At 64.5% G+C, this 16,747-nt stretch carries 12 protein-coding genes; 8 read left to right on the plus strand and 4 right to left on the minus strand.

Annotated features, from left to right (window positions below; all coding sequences use genetic code 11):
- Positions 1-13 precede the first annotated feature (13 nt).
- On the minus strand, positions 14-2,374 hold the full coding sequence (locus tag EPN59_RS02635; RefSeq protein WP_293038175.1) for an ATP-binding protein: 2,361 nt from the start codon (positions 2,372-2,374) through the stop codon (positions 14-16).
- A 255-nt stretch (positions 2,375-2,629) separates the two neighbouring features.
- On the opposite strand from EPN59_RS02635, the gene EPN59_RS02640 reads away from it, so the two are divergent.
- Complete coding sequence (locus EPN59_RS02640) at positions 2,630-3,466, plus strand: AraC family transcriptional regulator (RefSeq protein ID WP_293038172.1); 837 nt, start codon at positions 2,630-2,632, stop codon at positions 3,464-3,466.
- 31 nt (positions 3,467-3,497) lie between these two features.
- Here the strand turns inward: EPN59_RS02640 and EPN59_RS02645 are convergent, their stop codons facing one another.
- The gene (locus EPN59_RS02645) at positions 3,498-4,085 is read right to left on the minus strand and encodes a LysE family translocator (RefSeq protein WP_293038170.1); all 588 of its coding nucleotides are present in this window, start codon (positions 4,083-4,085) and stop codon (positions 3,498-3,500) included.
- A 1,040-nt stretch (positions 4,086-5,125) separates the two neighbouring features.
- Here EPN59_RS02645 and EPN59_RS02650 point away from each other — a divergent pair.
- The 3 genes from EPN59_RS02650 to EPN59_RS02660 all read left to right on the plus strand — a co-directional run bounded on the left by EPN59_RS02650 (position 5,126) and on the right by EPN59_RS02660 (position 8,841).
- Positions 5,126-5,371 carry a hypothetical protein gene (locus tag EPN59_RS02650; protein ID WP_293038167.1) on the plus strand — a complete coding sequence of 82 codons (246 nt, stop codon included), beginning with the start codon at positions 5,126-5,128 and terminating at the stop codon, positions 5,369-5,371.
- A 645-nt stretch (positions 5,372-6,016) separates the two neighbouring features.
- Positions 6,017-7,006 carry a DedA family protein/thiosulfate sulfurtransferase GlpE gene (locus EPN59_RS02655; RefSeq protein ID WP_293034515.1) on the plus strand — a complete coding sequence of 330 codons (990 nt, stop codon included), beginning with the start codon at positions 6,017-6,019 and terminating at the stop codon, positions 7,004-7,006.
- A 131-nt stretch (positions 7,007-7,137) separates the two neighbouring features.
- Positions 7,138-8,841 carry an FAD-dependent oxidoreductase gene (locus tag EPN59_RS02660; RefSeq protein WP_293034514.1) on the plus strand — a complete coding sequence of 568 codons (1,704 nt, stop codon included), beginning with the start codon at positions 7,138-7,140 and terminating at the stop codon, positions 8,839-8,841.
- A 146-nt stretch (positions 8,842-8,987) separates the two neighbouring features.
- Here EPN59_RS02660 and EPN59_RS02665 read toward each other — a convergent pair whose 3' ends face one another.
- Positions 8,988-9,263 (minus strand): hypothetical protein, encoded by a 276-nt coding sequence (locus tag EPN59_RS02665; protein WP_293034513.1) that lies wholly within the window; start codon positions 9,261-9,263, stop codon positions 8,988-8,990.
- A gap of 625 nt (positions 9,264-9,888) precedes the next feature.
- On the opposite strand from EPN59_RS02665, the gene EPN59_RS02670 reads away from it, so the two are divergent.
- The 4 genes from EPN59_RS02670 to EPN59_RS02685 all read left to right on the plus strand — a co-directional run bounded on the left by EPN59_RS02670 (position 9,889) and on the right by EPN59_RS02685 (position 15,277).
- Complete coding sequence (locus tag EPN59_RS02670; protein WP_293034512.1) at positions 9,889-10,689, plus strand: class I SAM-dependent methyltransferase; 801 nt, start codon at positions 9,889-9,891, stop codon at positions 10,687-10,689.
- Positions 10,690-10,741: 52 nt separating this feature from the next.
- Positions 10,742-11,053: a thioredoxin family protein gene (locus EPN59_RS02675; protein WP_293034511.1), complete on the plus strand. Its 312-nt coding sequence runs from the start codon at positions 10,742-10,744 to the stop codon at positions 11,051-11,053.
- A gap of 125 nt (positions 11,054-11,178) precedes the next feature.
- A complete protein-coding gene (locus EPN59_RS02680) occupies positions 11,179-12,186 on the plus strand; it encodes a 2-dehydropantoate 2-reductase (protein WP_293034510.1) in 1,008 nt (335 codons plus the stop codon).
- Between the two features lie 418 nt (positions 12,187-12,604).
- Positions 12,605-15,277: a mechanosensitive ion channel family protein gene (locus tag EPN59_RS02685; protein WP_293034509.1), complete on the plus strand. Its 2,673-nt coding sequence runs from the start codon at positions 12,605-12,607 to the stop codon at positions 15,275-15,277.
- Between the two features lie 427 nt (positions 15,278-15,704).
- Here the strand turns inward: EPN59_RS02685 and EPN59_RS02690 are convergent.
- On the minus strand, positions 15,705-16,747 hold a 1,043-nt coding region (locus EPN59_RS02690; protein WP_293045483.1), incomplete at its 5' end, for a nitrate/sulfonate/bicarbonate ABC transporter ATP-binding protein.

The following is a 16,747-nucleotide window of genomic DNA, read 5'->3' on the forward strand; positions in this document are numbered from 1 at the left end:
CCCCCGAAATACGCTAGTCCGCCAGCGCCTGCGCGCGCACTGCCCGATCCGCTCCGGCAGCGGCCACCGCCCACTCCTGCGGCAAATACACGATCGTCTCGAAGTGTCGATAGTCCGCGCCGTCGTTGCTATCCGTGAAGCGCAACTCGATACGCCCGCCTGCGCGTTCGAGGAAAGCGCGCACCGCATCCATGCCCACGCCGCGCCCCGACACGGAAGTCACGCTCTGGGCGGTCGAAAAGCCCACGCGGAAGATAAAGCCTGCAATCGTCTCATCGGTCACGGCTTCGCCATCGGCCAGCCAGCCGCGCTCCACCGCGATGCCGCGAATACGCGCGAGCGCAAGACCGCGGCCATCGTCGGCAAGGGTCATCTGCAGCGCGCCGCCCGTCCTGTCGACTTCGATGGCGATATGACCCGCGTCGGTCTTGCCTTGCTCATGGCGCTGCGCCGGTACTTCAATGCCGTGGTCGAGCGCGTTGCGCAGCAGATGCGTGAACACGTCCTTCACGGTCGAGGTAATTTCGCTGCGCAGGCGCAAGCCGTTGTCGTCGATACGCACCACCGGTGCGGCCTTGCCGAGTTCGGCTGCCAGCGACGGCAGCGAGCCGAGCACGCCCGCGAGCGCATCGGCCATCGTCTCGGTGCCGATGCTGCCCAGCATGCCGCGCAGCGTCTCGCGCATCGCGCGCAGCGAAACGAGATCGTCTTCGTTGGCGGTGTCGATCGTGCGCAGCGCCGTTTCGATCTGCCCGCACGCCACGCTCACGTTACCGTCGCCGCGCGCGATGCGCGTGCCGCGGCCAAGGCTCACTTCGTTGATCGTCGCGTAGTGTTCGAGCGATGCCTTCACGCGTTCGAGGTCGTCGATGAGCGCCTGCTGGTCCCACTCATGATCGGTGTCTTCGCGGCGCAGCGCGTCGTAGCGCTGCTCGACCTCGTGCACGACGCCGGTGAGATGCTGCAGGCTGTACGTGCGTGCATTGCCCTTCACCGTGTGCATGTTGCGGAACAACGCCGCGATGGCGGCCATGTCCGCGCAGTCGTGCTGGCGAATGATGCGCTCGTTTTCGTGAATGAAGCCCTTCGAGCTTTCCACGAAGTGGTGGAACTTCTCTTCGCTCACCGCGAGAATTTCGCCGATCATCTGCAGGCGGCGCTTCTGTTCGCCCGCTTCGGCGGCAAGCTCGCGCAGTTCGGTCACGTCGCGCACGCACAGCATCAGGCGCACGACAACGTCGTTTTCGTCCGTGATCGCCGACCAGCTCAGGTCGAGCACCTTCTCGCGGCCATCGGGCATGCTGCGCGTAATTTCATTCACGAGCAGATGCTGGTTGAACCCGAAGTTCACGCTGTCCTCGCCGAGACACGCATCGACGGCAGCACTGACCTGCGCGATCGTGTCGGCATCGAGACTCGTGTGCGTGAACACGAGATCCATGAGCCCACGCCCGGCAATCTCGTCCGTTTCGAAAATCGCTTCCAGATACGCCGAATACTCGTTGTGAATGGTTGCGCCTTCCACAACGGTGAGAATGCCCTGCTGCATGTTCTGCAGCATCGCCTGAATGTCGGCGGTCTTGCGCTTGAGCTGCGCGGAGCTCTGCTGGATCTTTTCGATCATGCCGTTGAACGCGACGATCGAATGGCCGATTTCATCCATGCGGCCCACCGGCACGCGCCGCGTGAAGTCCTGATGCGACGCGATCTCGCTCATCATCTCCTGCATGCGCGAGAGCGGGCGCGTGATCTGGCGATACAGCAGCAGGCCAATTACCGTGAGCAGCAGCACGGCGCCGCCCGTCACGCCGGCAATGGCGCTCGTCGTGGTATCGAGCGTGCTGTTCAGCGCGCGAATGGCGTCGTCTTTCTGGCGGTTCTTCTCGACGCGCATCGTCGTGACGATGCCCTCCAGTTCGTCGCGGTATTCCGCGACGTTCGCGAAGAGATACGCCTGCGCGAGTTCGTTCTTGCCCGCGGCCTTCATCTTCGCGGTGTCGTTGATCGCAGCGAAATAATTCGTCAGGCTCTCTTGCCCCTGTGCGACGAGGCCATCCTGGGCGTGGCTCGCCGCAGCCTTGCGCTGCACGTCGAGTGCGGTGCGCAGCGCGGTTTCCTTCGTTTTAAGCTCGTCTTGTGCCTGCGCAACCATGTTCGCGTCCGGTGCATAGACGAGCGTCATCGTCGCGAGCTGGACGTCTTTCACGAGTGAAACGAGATCGGAGGAAGCCAGTGCGCTCGGCACGACGCCTTGCGTAACCTGGCGGACATCGGCGGCGCTGCGACGTGTCTGATAGACCGCGAAGCCGCCGATAGCGGACAACGCAACGAACATCAGCACGATAAGCAGGGTGATACGGTGACGTATGGTCATGGTCGAAATCCCCGGGCGTTGCCGTATCGGTTGCGCTATGGTTGCGCAACTCATGACACGGTGGCCAAATATTCGAGCGTGGATTATCGCGGCGAGCCCGTGACATGCATGTGACGTTCATACTGATGCACGTTCGATTGATGAGGCCGCGCAACGTTCGTCCATTGTTGTGGAATAGCGGGTGCAAAAGCGGTATGCGCAGGCGCACTGGCGTTGCGATAACATGATCGGCAAGCCTTTGTTCGAGAGACGCCCGTGTCCGCAACGCCGATTTCCGCCGACGCCCTGCCGCAGTTCTGGCGCGACCCTGCGCTGCCGTTCATCGAAGCACGCGCAATCGCCGATGGCCGCAACGTGCGCTATGGCCGGCACGCGCACCGCACCTTTTCGATCGGCGCGGTAACGGGCGGACACAGCACCTATCTAAACGCGAACACGATGGAGCGCATCGGCACGGGCGCGGTGGTGGTCGTCAATCCGGAAGTCGTCCATGCCTGCAATCCGGCCGCGCACACGCCGTGGGCCTATCGCATGTTCTATGTCGACGTGAGCTGGCTCGCGCAGCTTCAGCAGGATCTCGGCTTCGGGGCGAATCAGGGCTTTCGCGAGTTCGCGCAAACGTTTAGCGTGCGACCCGATCTCTTCGCCGGTCTGAACCGGCTCTACGATCTGCTCACCGATGTGCATGAAGATACGCTGCACAAGGAGAGTGCGATCACGGCTTATTTCTCGGCGCTGCAGCAAACGCTTAATCCCGCGCCCATTGCGCAACGCGAGCCGAACCACCGGCTCGCACGCGCCGCCGAGTTCATCGAAGACAACTACACCCGCACGCTCAAGCTCGAAGAGATCTGCGCGGCTGCGGATCTTTCGCCGTCTTATCTGATCCGCGCGTTCAGGCAGCAGTACGGCATGACGCCGCACGCGTATGTCGTCAACCGGCGCATCGAGTTCAGCCGCGCACAACTGCGGCGCGGCCATGCGATTGCCGACGTCGCGCTCGAAGCCGGTTTTGCCGATCAGGCGCATCTGCAGCGCGCATTCCGCCAGTTCGTCGCCGCGACGCCCGGGCAATATCGCGGCAACGCGTGAGCGCGGCCCGCGGCATTACATCGTTATTTCGTTACGTCATCAGCAGATAGAGCGCCGAAGCGGCGAGCAACGCAGCCATGCAGCGATTGACGAGCCGCACCCGCGCGCGCTCGCGCAACGCATGGCGCAGCGATGCGCCCGCCCACGCCCAACAGGCAATGGACAAATAGCAGACAACAAAATAGATCGCGGCGAATTGCCACACGAGCGCCGGCTCGCCCGCAACCGCATACACGCCCATCCCCGCCACCGAAGCGAGCCATGCCTTCGGATTGAGCCACTGCATCGTCGCACCGATCATGAGCGACGGTCCGCGTGCGCTGTTTGCGTCTTCGATATGGCCATCGTCGGCGGCAAGCCGCCAGGCGACATAGAGCAGAAAGGCCACACCCGCCCAGCGGATCGCGCGCGTGAGCACAGGCCATTGCACAAGCAGTTCGCGCAGCCCAAGGCCAATCAGCAAGAGCAGCAATGCGAACCCGACCGTCGCGCCAGTTACGTGGCGCAGGCTTGCGCGCAGGCCGTAGCGCGCGCCCGCGCTCAGCGCGACGATGTTGACGGGCCCAGGGGTGATCGACGTAGCCAGCGCAAATGCGGCCATGGAAAGCGCAATACTCACGGTTATCCTCGTTACGCCCGGCGGCGATGAAACACCGGCGCAGCATAGGGGGACCGCCGAGGCGTGTATTGAAGAAAATTGCCCCGCGCGGAAATCGGGGGCCATCAGGTACGCGTTGCAGTTTCGCCGCCAGCCGCTGATATACGCTTCATAGTCCTGATTAAATCGAGGCTAAAACGGGGATCGCATCGCCTCGGTTCAAGTTACCCACAGAAAACGTGGAGAAGCCTGTGAGTATCTTTCGGGGAAGCGCGCCAAGTCCTTGAACAGAAAAGAACTCCGCACGTCGCCAGCAAATCGGGCCGCGTATGGAAACATCCGCTCAAAATGCGCCGGGTTGTCCACAGAAAACGTGGAGAAGCCTGTGAATATCCTCCGGAGATATACGCCATCGCCTTGAACCAAAACGAAATTTGCCTTCGCTTCAAGTGCGGAGCACGACCGGTAAAAGACACAGCTCGACTACGTGCGTCAAGAATCACCACCACAACCGCGACTTTTACCGGTGTGAGCGCAAACGGTGCGGCACTTCACCGTGAACGGCGCAACCGTTTGCGTGCGACAGAGGCGCAACCAGGAAAACCTGCGCCGCACCAATCGCCGGACCGGATCCGATTGGTCTGAAAGATCGGCGTTAGTCCCATCTCGACGCCGCGACCCACCCCGTTCACGATCTCACTCGTCAGCACCTCCTGCGTGGATCTGCTGATCCGAGTAACAACGGCGTTTAAGCGGCTCACCCGGCTCTGCCGGGTGAGCTTTTTTCTTTTGCGGACGATAACGCATTTGGCCGTCCTGGCCGCGTCGCACCACGACCGGATTGCGTCAGGCTAATGACAACTTGAATCGACAGCTTGATTCGCCGCGTGCACCATCGCAGCGCACGCAAAAAAGCGCGAAAATCTGGCGAGTCGCGTTAAACTGATTCGCCTGGGATGCGCGCTCGTGTTGCAATGTGCGCCCGCGCGCACTCGCACAGACACACCGCGCGACCGACCCCGTACAATGACTCGAACAACCAACGCATAAGGACAATATCAATGCGCACGACTGGGTCTTCCGGAACCATGACCCTGCTCACCGAGCATGACGTCGAGAGCGGACGCGAACTGCGCTCGCTGCGGCTCGAATCGACAGCCGACGGCAAGACTCTGCTGCTGATCGAAGTCGACGAGCGCAAGCCGGGCATCCACCGCGAAGTGCGTTATGAAATCACGCCCGCGGAGTTGATTGCGGCTATTCGCGCGCAAGGCGCTGAGCTGCCAGGGGAATCGCACAGCCGGTAATACACCCGGTTGTACGACCCGGCACCGTACTCGCGCGGTGCCGGGTTGCGCATGCGCGCCGGTTCGATTGCCTTCTCTTGCCCGTGCGCACGCGAAGGCAGTCTGGTCTTTCCTGTCTCGGTGCTGATATCTGAAAGCATCTTCATACCGGCGCGAAATAAACCCGTCTGGAAGTTGCAGTGCCGCCGCGACGTGAGCGCCGGATTGCCGACACGCCAATGCCCACACACATCATCGATGCGCACGCAACGACCGGCGCGCGATAAACGCGTCCGCATCGAACGCGTACGTTCCGGCCAGGCGTGTGGGAACAATACGATCAGAACAACCAGGTAATTGCACCATTCAGTGCACGATTCGGCGCACTATTCAGACCCAATTGCGAGTGCCCTGCTGGCGCGCACTGCCCCTGATCAGTCCCGTGTTCAGGCGCCTGCGAATTCGCGGAAAGTCTGCGAGAATCATTGCCTGATTGCGCCGCAACGCAATAAAACCCTCTTCTCCGGTACATAAATTCGGCGCGATGCATTTCCGGAAAACTCACGCCTGGGCCAATATTCGCCCCACTTGAACGCCCGGGAATTGCATCCATAATCGATAAGTTGGTCTGCTGTTTGTACTACTCACCGCGACGGAAGTAAGCAGATGCTACATGACCTCGTCGAGCAGTATGGGCCTGCTCTTGTGTTCGTGAACGTGCTCGCCGCCTCGCTGGGCCTGCCGGTGCCGGCGATGCCGGCGCTCGTGCTGTTCGGCGCAATGGCGGCCATGCATCCCGGCTCGATCGGCACGCAGGTCGCGCCCGTACTCGTGCTCGCGGTGTTCGCAACGCTGATCGGCGACAGCGCCTGGTTCCTCGCCGGGCGGCTCTATGGCAGCAATACGCTCAAGACGCTGTGCAAGCTGTCGCTCTCGCGCGACACCTGCGTAAAGAAAACCGAACGCTTCTTCGGGCGTTGGGGCGTGCGCGTGCTTGCAGTCGCGAAGTTCATCCCGGGCCTTTCGATTGTCTCCGTGCCGATGGCCGGCGCGATGGGCACGACATACCGCCAGTTCCTGAGCTTCGACGGCATCGGCGCAACGCTGTGGTCCGGCACGGGTCTGTTGATCGGCGTGATGTTCGCGCCGCAAATCGACATGCTGTTCGCTGGCGCTAGCCGCCTCGGGCGCCTCTCCGCGGTCGTCGTCGCCACATTGCTGGTGCTCTACGCGCTCTATCGCTGGCAGCGCCGCCGCCAGCTGATCAAGAAACTCGCCAAGGCGCGCATTACCGTCGACGACCTGTATCGCGCGATGAACAACACGCCGCCGCCCGTCGTGTTCGATATCCGCTCAGACGAAAAGCGCAAGCTCGATCCGTACATTATCCCGGGCGCGCTGTTTGCCGATGAGCGACAGCTCAGCGACATTCTCGAGAAATACCCGCACGATCAGAAGCTCGTGATCTATTGCTCGTGCCCCAATGAAATTTCCGCGGCCTGGATGGCGAAGCAGCTCGCCGAGGCCGGTTTCACCGACGTGCTGCCGCTGCTCGGCGGCCTCGACGCGTGGCGCGACTCGGGCCGCCAGATTGAATCGCTGTCGCCTGCGCCCAGCACCGAGGTGCCGCCCCACATCACGCCGAAAGCCGTCTGATCCCGGCGACGCGCGCGACCGGTTCCGGGTCGCGCCGCCGCACCATGACACGCGTCCCGCACGACCCGCAGGACATGCGCATCCGTGATGCCCGGCCTCACCCGGGCGCACCGTTCGAGGAGAACCGCCAGATGGGCACCCTCACCGAAGCCGAGGCTCGTCACACCGACTCGCAGCCGCAACCGGCCGATGCGCCGTTTTCGACGCTCGCCACGCGGCGCCACCAGATGTTCCCCGAACTGACCGGCGAAGAAATCGACCGTCTGCGCCGCTTTGGCGAAGTGCGTCGCTGGGCGCCGGGCGAGTTGCTGTTCCACACGGGCGAGACCGGCCCCGGCATGTTCGTGCTGCTCTGCGGTGCCGTGAAGGTGTATCAGCGCGACGGGCTCGGACGCGAGATGCATGTCGTCGAGCAGCATCAGGGTTCGTTTCTCGCCGAGGTCGGTCAGCTTTCGGGCGGGCGCGCGCTCGTCGACGGTGTGGCGCTCGAACCCGTCGAAGCACTGCTGATTCCGCCGGAGCGCCTGCGCGCGGCGATCATCGCCGAAGCCGAACTCGGCGAGCGGATCGTGCGTGCGTTGATCCTGCGCCGCGTCGCGCTCATCGAAAAGGGCGCGGGCGGCCCGATTCTCGTCGGCAAGCACAACGACCCGTCGCTGCTCGCGCTCCAGGGCTTTCTCTCGCGCAACGGTCACCCGTACAAGCTGCTCGATGAAAGCGACGAGAGCACGCTGCGCGTCATCGAACAGTACGCGGCGCGTAGCGACGACCTGCCGCTCGTAATTTGCCCCGACGGCACAGTGCTGCGCCATCCCTCGCCGCCCGAACTCGCGACATGCCTCGGCTTGTTGCCCGAACTCGACGGCAACCGCGTCTACGATGTGGCGATCGTCGGCGCCGGTCCCGCAGGGCTCGCAACGGCTGTCTATGCGGCATCCGAAGGGCTCTCGGTCATCGTGCTCGATGCGCGCGCACCTGGCGGCCAGGCGGGCGCGAGTTCACGCATCGAAAACTATCTCGGCTTTCCCACCGGTATTTCGGGCCAGGCGCTGGCCGGGCGCGCGTTCGTGCAGGCGCAGAAATTCGGCGCGCACATGGCGATTCCCGTGAAAGTTCGCGCGCTGCATTGCGACGAACAACCGAAGCGGCTCGAAACGTGCAACGGCGATGTGCGTGCGCATACCGTGGTGATTGCGAGCGGCGCGGTGTACCGGCGGCCCGGCATCGAAGGACTCGATCGCTTCGAAGGGCGCGGCGTCTATTACTGGGCGTCGCCGGTCGAGGCAAAGCTCTGCAAGCACGAGAACATCGTGCTCGTGGGCGGCGGCAATTCGGCGGGGCAGGCCATCGTCTATCTCTCCACGCACGCGCAACACATCGACGTGCTGATCCGCAAACCCGGTTTCGAATCGACAATGTCGCGCTACCTCATCGACCGCATCGCGTCGCTGCCGAACGTGGACGTGCATCCGGGCAGCGAGATTGGCGCACTCTACGAGGACGATGGCGGGCTCGCTTCGATTCGCCTGAAATCGCCGTGCGCGGACGGCATCGATCATTTCGACGCGCGCCATCTGTTCCTGTTCACCGGCGCGGACCCGAACACCGAATGGCTGCATAACTGCGGCGTGACGCTCGATGCGCACGGCTTCGTCGTGACCGGCGACAGCGATGCGTCATGCAGTCTGGCGACTTCGGTGGAAGGCGTGTATGCGATTGGAGATGCGCGCGCAGGATCGACGAAGCGCGTCGCGGCGGCGGTGGGCGAAGGTGCGGCAGTGGTCGCGCAGATCCATCAACTGCTTGCCGCTCTGCCCGTGCGTACGACGGCGTAGTTCAACGCCGGCAACGCCATTAACGGCAGGTTGCGCGACGCGAATTGAACAGGCTTTTATTTCGGAACGCGAATGCTAGATCCGCGACGATTGAGTGGGAGATGAAAACGCGGACGGCGGCGCATTGCGCGCCGCCCGCATCGCGCTTAACGTTCCAGTTTGACGCGCAGTTCGCGCGCGGCTTCCAGCAGGCCCTGGTAGCCCGAGCGCGCATGCTCGGGCAAATCCGGATCGCCCACGAGCGCGCCGAGCGTTTCCACCAGGCTATAGACGAGCCCTCTGGCTGCGCCTGCCGCGATCTTGCCGGACTTCACGCCCTCGTCGACGTGGTTGAACGCCGCGCTCAGATGTTCCAGATCGGGTTGTGCCGGTTCGCCGCCTGGCGTTTGAGCGTCTTGCTTGTGCATGTCGTCGCTCGTCATGATGAACGGTTTCTCCTGAATGACACGAAATCGAATGAATCTCGTGTGTCTGTTATATACCGATCGCACGTCGCCGTCCACGGGCCGTACATTCGGCTCCCGAATCTCCTCACCTTTGTAGCATCCGCGAAACCACGATGCGCATGAGCGCTTGTCCGCCGCTTGCTCGTGTGCAACGAATCCCCCTTAAAAACAAGGCTCCAGTACACATTTCGGCACCCTGCCTGCGCCTTCTCAAGCCAAAACCGGCGCCTTGCGCAGCGCTCCGCCTTCGACTCCCGCAAACACTCACCTTTGTCTTGTTGACGCCTTCGCTGCCGGTGCACCGCTTGCGTGCCGCACACGGCCATAAACGAAGCCGATCGCACTTTATCCCTTGTTTCAAGGCACTTTTTGCGCATGCCGTGCGTAGCCGAACGCCTGCTGCGCACGCAGCGGTGCAATTTTCTCGCACGGCCCGCTCACTCCCGAAAAGACTCACCTTTACCATCGCGGGCCGTTTTGATGCGTCCTGGCGTGCCTTGAAGCGCCTTGACGTGCCTTGAGGCGCCTTGACGTACGGGCACGGCATCTCCAGACTGTTCAGGCCATGCTCCCGAACACGCATTCGCCCGCCCGACACGTCATGAGTTCAATCACGCCTTTCGTCCCCGACCGTTTTCGCAATGCCGCCCCGCACTATCTGATCGGCCGCCCCGCGTACTCGCCCGCGCTGATTCGACGTGTCGCGCAAATCGTCGGGCTCGACGGCACGCAGCGCCTGCTCGATCTCGGCTGCGGCCCCGGCCAGCTTTCGCTCGCGTTTGCAAGCTGGGTCGCGAAAGCCATCGCGATAGACCCGGAACCGGCAATGCTCGACGTCGCGTCGCAACTTGGCGCGGGCATCGCGCCGAACATCGAATACCGGCAAGGCAGTTCGTACGATCTCGACGCGAGTGCCGGCCCGATCGATCTCGCCGTGATCGGCCGTGCATTCCACTGGATGGACCGCGCCGATACGCTCGCGCGTCTCGACACACTGCTCACGCCACGCGGCGCGCTCGCGCTCTTCAACACCGCGCATCTCGACGATCCGTTGCGCCCGTGGGCCGCACAGTATCGCGGGCTGCTCGATCAGTACGCGAACCTCGATCCCGCACGCAAGCTGCGTCATTCGTCCGACTGGGAAAGCCATCTCGACGTGCTGGCACGCTCGGCGTTTCCGGTGCTCGAACGCGTCTCGATCGTCGAATACCGGCGCGTCAGTGCCGAGCAACTGAAAGCGCGGCCGCTTTCCATGTCGAGCCTTTCGCGCGAGCGGCTGGGCGAGAAGCTCGACGCGCTGCTCGAGGAAATCGACGCGCTCGTCGCCGGGCACGCCGCCGACGGCTGGCTCGTCGAGCGCATCGAATCGACGGCGATCATCGCCACGCGCGCACTCGCCTGAATACGGCTGCGCGTTGCGGTATCGTACGAACGTGCCATCAACGGAAAACATCATGAGCTATGCCACGAATGCGCCCGCGCGCAACGAAATCGACGCGTTGACGGGCCCTGCCGTGCTCGAATTCGGCACCGACTGGTGCAGTCATTGCCAGGGCGCGCAGCCGCTGATCGGCGCCGCGTTCGCACAGCACCCCGAAGTGCGGCATCTCAAGGTCGAAGATGGCCCCGGTCGCGCGCTCGGCCGGTCGTTTCGCGTGAAGCTGTGGCCCACGCTGATCTTCCTGCGCGATGGCGTGGAAGTCGCGCGCGTGGTGCGACCGACGCGGCAGCCCGACGTCGACGAAGCATTCGCCGCACTCGGCTGACGCACGCCGGGCGCAGCTCCCGAAAATCCTCACCGTTGCACGACATGCACGACATGCATCGCATGCACGCGTTTTCGCACGCACGCGGCGACGGGCAGCGCGATCCCTTGTATCAGGAGTAAGTCTTGGCTACCCGGAATCCAGACATCACGGTTGTCGGCGCAGGCGCGATTGGCGGACTCATTGCAGCGCGGCTCGCGCACGCCGGCGTTCCCGTCAACGTGCTCGCGCGCGGCGCGCAACTCGATGCCATCCGCCGCAACGGGCTGACAATCGCCGAAGGCGACACGCGCTACACGGCGCACGTCAACGCCACTGCAGACGCCGCAGCGCTTGGCCCGCAAGATCTGCTCTTCATCTGCCTGAAGGGTCAGGCGCTCGTGCAGGCGGCGGCATCGCTCGCGCCGCTCGTCGGTCCGCAAACGCATATCGTGTCGGCGATGAACGGCGTGCCGTGGTGGTTTCTCAACGCGTTCGGCGGCGCGCACGCCAATGGACGCCTCGATGCGGTCGATCCTGGCGGCGTCGTCTCGGCGGCGCTGCCGCCCGCCCAGGCCTCGGGCTGCGTCGTGCATCTCTCGTCGTCCATTGCCGCACCCGGCGAGATTCGCAAGGGAAACGGCAATCTGCTGATCGTCGGCGCATCGGCGCCGCAACTTGCAGACCGCACCGAAGAGGCGCGCGCGCTGCTCGCACGCGCAGGCTTCGACGTGGTTGCGCCCGCATCGATCCAGGGCGAAATCTGGGCAAAGCTCTGGGGCAACATGACGATGAACCCGATCAGCGCGCTCACGCGCTCGACGGCGGACGTCATCCTCGACGATCCGCTCACGGCGCATCTCGTCGCCGCGATCATGGCGGAAGCGCGCGCAATCGGCGAGGCGCTGGGCATCGACATCGCGATGACGATCGATGAGCGCAACGCCATCACGCGCAAGCTCGGCGCGTTCAAGACCTCGATGTTGCAGGACGTGGAAGCAGGACGCTCGCTCGAAGTCGAAGCGCTGCTCGGCGCGCCCTACGAACTCGCACAACGCACGGGCGTGGCCGCGCTGTCGCTCGGCATGCTGTACGGCATGGCGCGTCAGCTCGACGCGAATCTGGAGGCAGCGCGACGCGCCACGAAGGTCTAGATTCTGTGCTGACGCGTTTGGCTCATCGTCAGCGTTACTGATTTCTGTGCCGCACTCGCGATGACCGCAAGCTGTCGCGAGCGACGGGCGAACCTCGTTTCTACAACGCGGGAAAAAACTGCCTGTCATGGCGCGCGACAGACGCAGCCCGCGCCGCCGCATCCGGCACCCGATAGCGCGCCCCGAATCAACCCGGGTGACCACGGCCTGCGCGCCTGGCGGCGCATACCGGGCGCTCTGCGTCCCCGCCCGCGGATCTTTCACCCGCTACGCTCCGGTCCGCACAAAATGAGGCGCAACACGGGGCACGAAATTTGCATGTACATGCCGAATGTCCGCACGGATCAGGCTGCGCTTATACCGACGAATGCCGCCCGATGCCGCCGCCACTGAAGTCATCGATATCCGACCCGTTCTCATGCAAAGGTTCTTCCGCTTTTCCACATTTCGCTTGTACGGCTCGCCGCATCTCACCACCCGTGCAGCCCTCGCCACCCTCACGGCCTTCGCGTGCGCGCTGTTCATGCTCGGCGCTCGAGCCGCGCCCCCTGCCAATCCCGCCTCTCCGGTCGTACTGACACCTGCGCAGGCACACGCGGCGCTGCAGGTGCTCGACGATCCAGTCCAGCGGGGGCGGGTCGAAGACACGCTGCGCGCCATCGCCGCCGCAGGCGCGCTCTCTACGCCCGCCAGTGCGCCCGCAGTTGCGAACGTACCCGCATCGGCTGCAGAGGCTGCGGCGGCAGCGCCCGCCTCCGCGCCGATCAAGGAGGCATTGCGCTCGAACGGCCTTGTGTTGCAGATCGCCGATCGCGCCGCGCACAGCGCTCAGGTCCTCGGCGCGCGTCTGCTGCACACACGCACGGCGCTCTTCGATCTGCCTTCCGCGCGCGCCTGGTGGGCCGAGCGGCTGCATACGCCTGCAGGCCATGCGATGCTGCTCGGTCTGCTGCGTGTGCTGCTGCTCACGCTCGCCCCCGCACTGATCGCCGAGGCGCTCACACGCCGCTTCATCGCCCGGCCGCATCGCGCGATCGTTGCGTACGCCACGGCCACGCTCGCCGATACGACACCGGCCGCGAGCCCGCCCGCACGAGACGACGCCGCGCGCGTGGCGCGAGACGAAGCCCTGCGCGCCGCAGCAGGCATGAAGCCTGCCGAGCCGCCCGCCGCGACAGGCGGCGATCTGAATGCCGGACCCGGCACCCACGCGCGAGCGCGCATGGCCGAATCCGCCACAGCAAAACAAGCGCCGAGTGCCGCGACACGCCTGCGCGCGCGCACCGCACACCACTGGAAGCGGCTGCAACGTCTGCCCGCCGCGCTGCTGCTCGCCTCGCTCGAACTCCTGCCGGTTCTCGCATTCGGCCTGTGCGCCGCGGGCGTGCTCTCGCTGTTCGGCTCGAACGACACGGCGCTTGCGGCAGCGGTCGGCCAGCTTGTCGATACGTACGTGATCTGCCGCATCGTGATCGCAGTGGGCGCGCTGCTCTTCGCACCCGACGCCGACGCCCTGCGCCTGCTGCGGCTCTCCGGCGGCGCAGCGGCGTTGGCGCAGCGCTGGACCGCGCGCATCGTCGCGATCGGCGGCGCGGGCGGCGCGCTGACTGCGGCGGTACCGCTCGGCATGACCGAGGACGCGCATCTCGCATTCATCAAGGTCATCACGCTGATCGGCCACCTCGCGCTCGCCGTCATGATCCTGCAGTGCCGTCGTCCGGTGGCCGATGCCATGCGCCGCTCGGGCTCCGGACGCGGCACGCTCGCTTACCTCGCTCACTGGTTCGCCGACATCTGGGCCGGTGTCGCGATTTTCGCCGTGATGGCGCTGTGGCTCGTCTGGGCACTCGATCTGCGCGGCGGCTATCGCGAGCTGATGCGCGCGGGCGGCGTGTCGCTCATCGTGCTGCTTCTCGCGCGCGTGGCCGCCATCGTCGCGCTCGGCGCACTCGGCCGCGTGTTCGATCCGCTCGGCAATCGCGACGACGCAACCATCGCGCAGCGCCGCACCTACCGCTACTACCCGTTGCTGCGGCACATCGCAACGGCTGCAATCTGGCTCGTCACGCTCGACGTGCTGCTGCACGTCTGGGGCCTGCATCCGGGCCGCGTGATCGTGAACGCGCCGATCGGTCATCTGCTCGGCTCCGCGCTCGCGACCATCGTCGTCGCGATCCTCGTCGCCGTCGTGATCTGGGAAGCCGCAAACGGAGCCGCCGAACGGCGTCTCGAAGCCTGGAGCAACGCCGGCGACTACGTGCGCGCAGCGCGCTTACGCACGCTGCTGCCGATGTTCCGTACCACGCTCGCGGTCGCGATCTTCGTCGTCGTCGGCCTGACCGCGCTGTCGCAACTCGGCATCAACACGGCGCCGCTCATTGCGGGCGCAAGCATCTTCGGCGTGGCGCTCGGCTTCGGCTCGCAAAAGCTCGTGCAGGATTTCATTACCGGCATTTTCCTGCTTACCGAAAACGCCATGCAGGTGGGCGACTGGGTGACGCTCGCTGGCGTGTCGGGCACGGTCGAGTTCCTGTCGATCCGCACCGTGCGCCTGCGCGGCGGCGACGGCTCGCTCTTTACGGTGCCGTTCAGTTCGGTGACGACGGTCAACAACACCAATCGCGGGATCGGCAATGCGGCGGTGAAGGTGGTGATCGCGTACGGCGTGGATGTGCAGCGCGCGATCGATACGATGAAGGAAATTGGCGCGGAGCTGCGCGCCGACGACAATTTCAAGGCCGGCATCCGCAGCGACTTCGCGTATTGGGGCATTGATCAGGTGGACGGTGCGAGCGTCACGCTAGTCGGGCAGATTCAGTGCACGGATGCGGCACGCTGGCCGGTGCAGCGCGAATTCAACCGGCGGCTGCTCGAACGCTTCACGGCGCTCGGCATTGCGCTCGCGAATCCGCAGCGCAATTTCGTGGTAGGCCTGCCTGGCGCCACGGATGTCGAAGGCCAGGCCGACAACGACAGCACGTCCGACGATGAAGCACACACGACACGGCGTACGGCACAGGACAGCAAACCGCACAACGGACGCTCCGGCGACGGACACGGATCGCCGGGTGCGGGCCGCAAGCCGTCGTGAAAGCCGTCGTGAAAGCCGTCGTGGTAACCGCCGTTGCAGCCGCCATTGCGGCCGCCGTTGCCACTGCCGTTGCCACATTAAGCTGAGCGTTTTCACTCCCGAAAACACTCACCTCAAGCCGCTAAAGTCCGCTGCGCCGATCCTTCGGCATTTCGGACTTTCCCGTCCAATCAACAACCTACGCGCAGCAATACCGTGCGCTGCACAAGCCTCGCGCCCGCTCCCGAAGAAGCTCACCATTGGCGTCGCGCCGAGGCGTGAGCTTACGGCGTGACGCACCGCAGCCCGTTTCGCGCCGTCACCGGCGCAATCCATGGCGTCTGCGATGTCGAACGATGTCGAACGCCGCTCGACAAATAAAAAGGCGCCCCACAGGGCGCCTCAGAAAAAACACGCTGGCGAACCAGCGGCGGCGGTACGGTGCCGCTTATGCCTCGACGTCTTCGAGACTGAAGATTTCCGACTGATCGTTGTACGAGAAGATCTCGCCGTAACGGCCCCAGTCGATTACCGTATCGAGCGTTTGCTCGGCGGCAACATCGGAGAGGAAGTCTTCGAGTTCCTGCTCGAAGCGCACGCGCGGCGCGCGATGGCCAGGGCGTTCGTTCAGCACCTTCTTGATGTTTGCCGCGAGCGGCACGTTGCGCAGCAGGTGCTCCGCGAACATCATCTTGCGCGCCTGGGTGCCCATCTCGACGAACACGCGCGCGGGCGGCGTGAGCAGCAGGTCGCCTTCGCGCACGTCCGCGAACCCGAGCAACTGGAGCATTTCGGCGATCGGGAACAGATCGTCGACTTCCAGATGCAGCGAGCGTGCGATTTCCGGCATGTCGGCGCGGCCGTGATACGGCGCGGCCGCGAGCGTTTCGATCAGACCGGCCATCAGGTTGGTCGAGACATTCGGCAGGCGGCTGCCCACTTCGAGCGCGCCGTGCGACGCCGCGGTGGCTTCACGCGCGGTCATCCTCGCGTAAATTTCGTCGACGAGCTTGCGGAACGCCGGATCGAGACGATTGCGCGGATGCTTGAACGGCACCTTGATTTCGGCGACGACGCGGCCCGGATTCGACGACAGCACGAGAATGCGGTCGCACATGAACACCGCTTCTTCGATGTTGTGCGTGACGATCAGCACCGACTTGATCGGCAGGCGGCCCTGGGTCCACAAGTCGAGCAGATCGGTGCGCAGCGTTTCGGCGGTCAGCACGTCGAGCGCGGAAAACGGCTCGTCCATCAGCATCAGCATCGGATCGACGACCAGCGCGCGTGCGAAGCCCACGCGCTGGCGCATGCCGCCCGAAAGCTCGCGCGGATAGGCGTTTTCGAAGCCGTCGAGGCCGATCAGGTCGATGGCCGCCAGCGCGCGCTCGCGGCGCTCGCGTGCGCCCACGCCCTGCGCTTCGAGGCCCGCTTCCACGTTTTGCAGCACGGTCAGCCACGGGAACAGCGCGAAGGTCTGGAACACCATCG

It is taken from the genome of Paraburkholderia sp., assembly GCF_004298475.1.
Taxonomy (GTDB): Bacteria; Pseudomonadota; Gammaproteobacteria; order Burkholderiales; family Burkholderiaceae; genus Paraburkholderia; species Paraburkholderia denitrificans.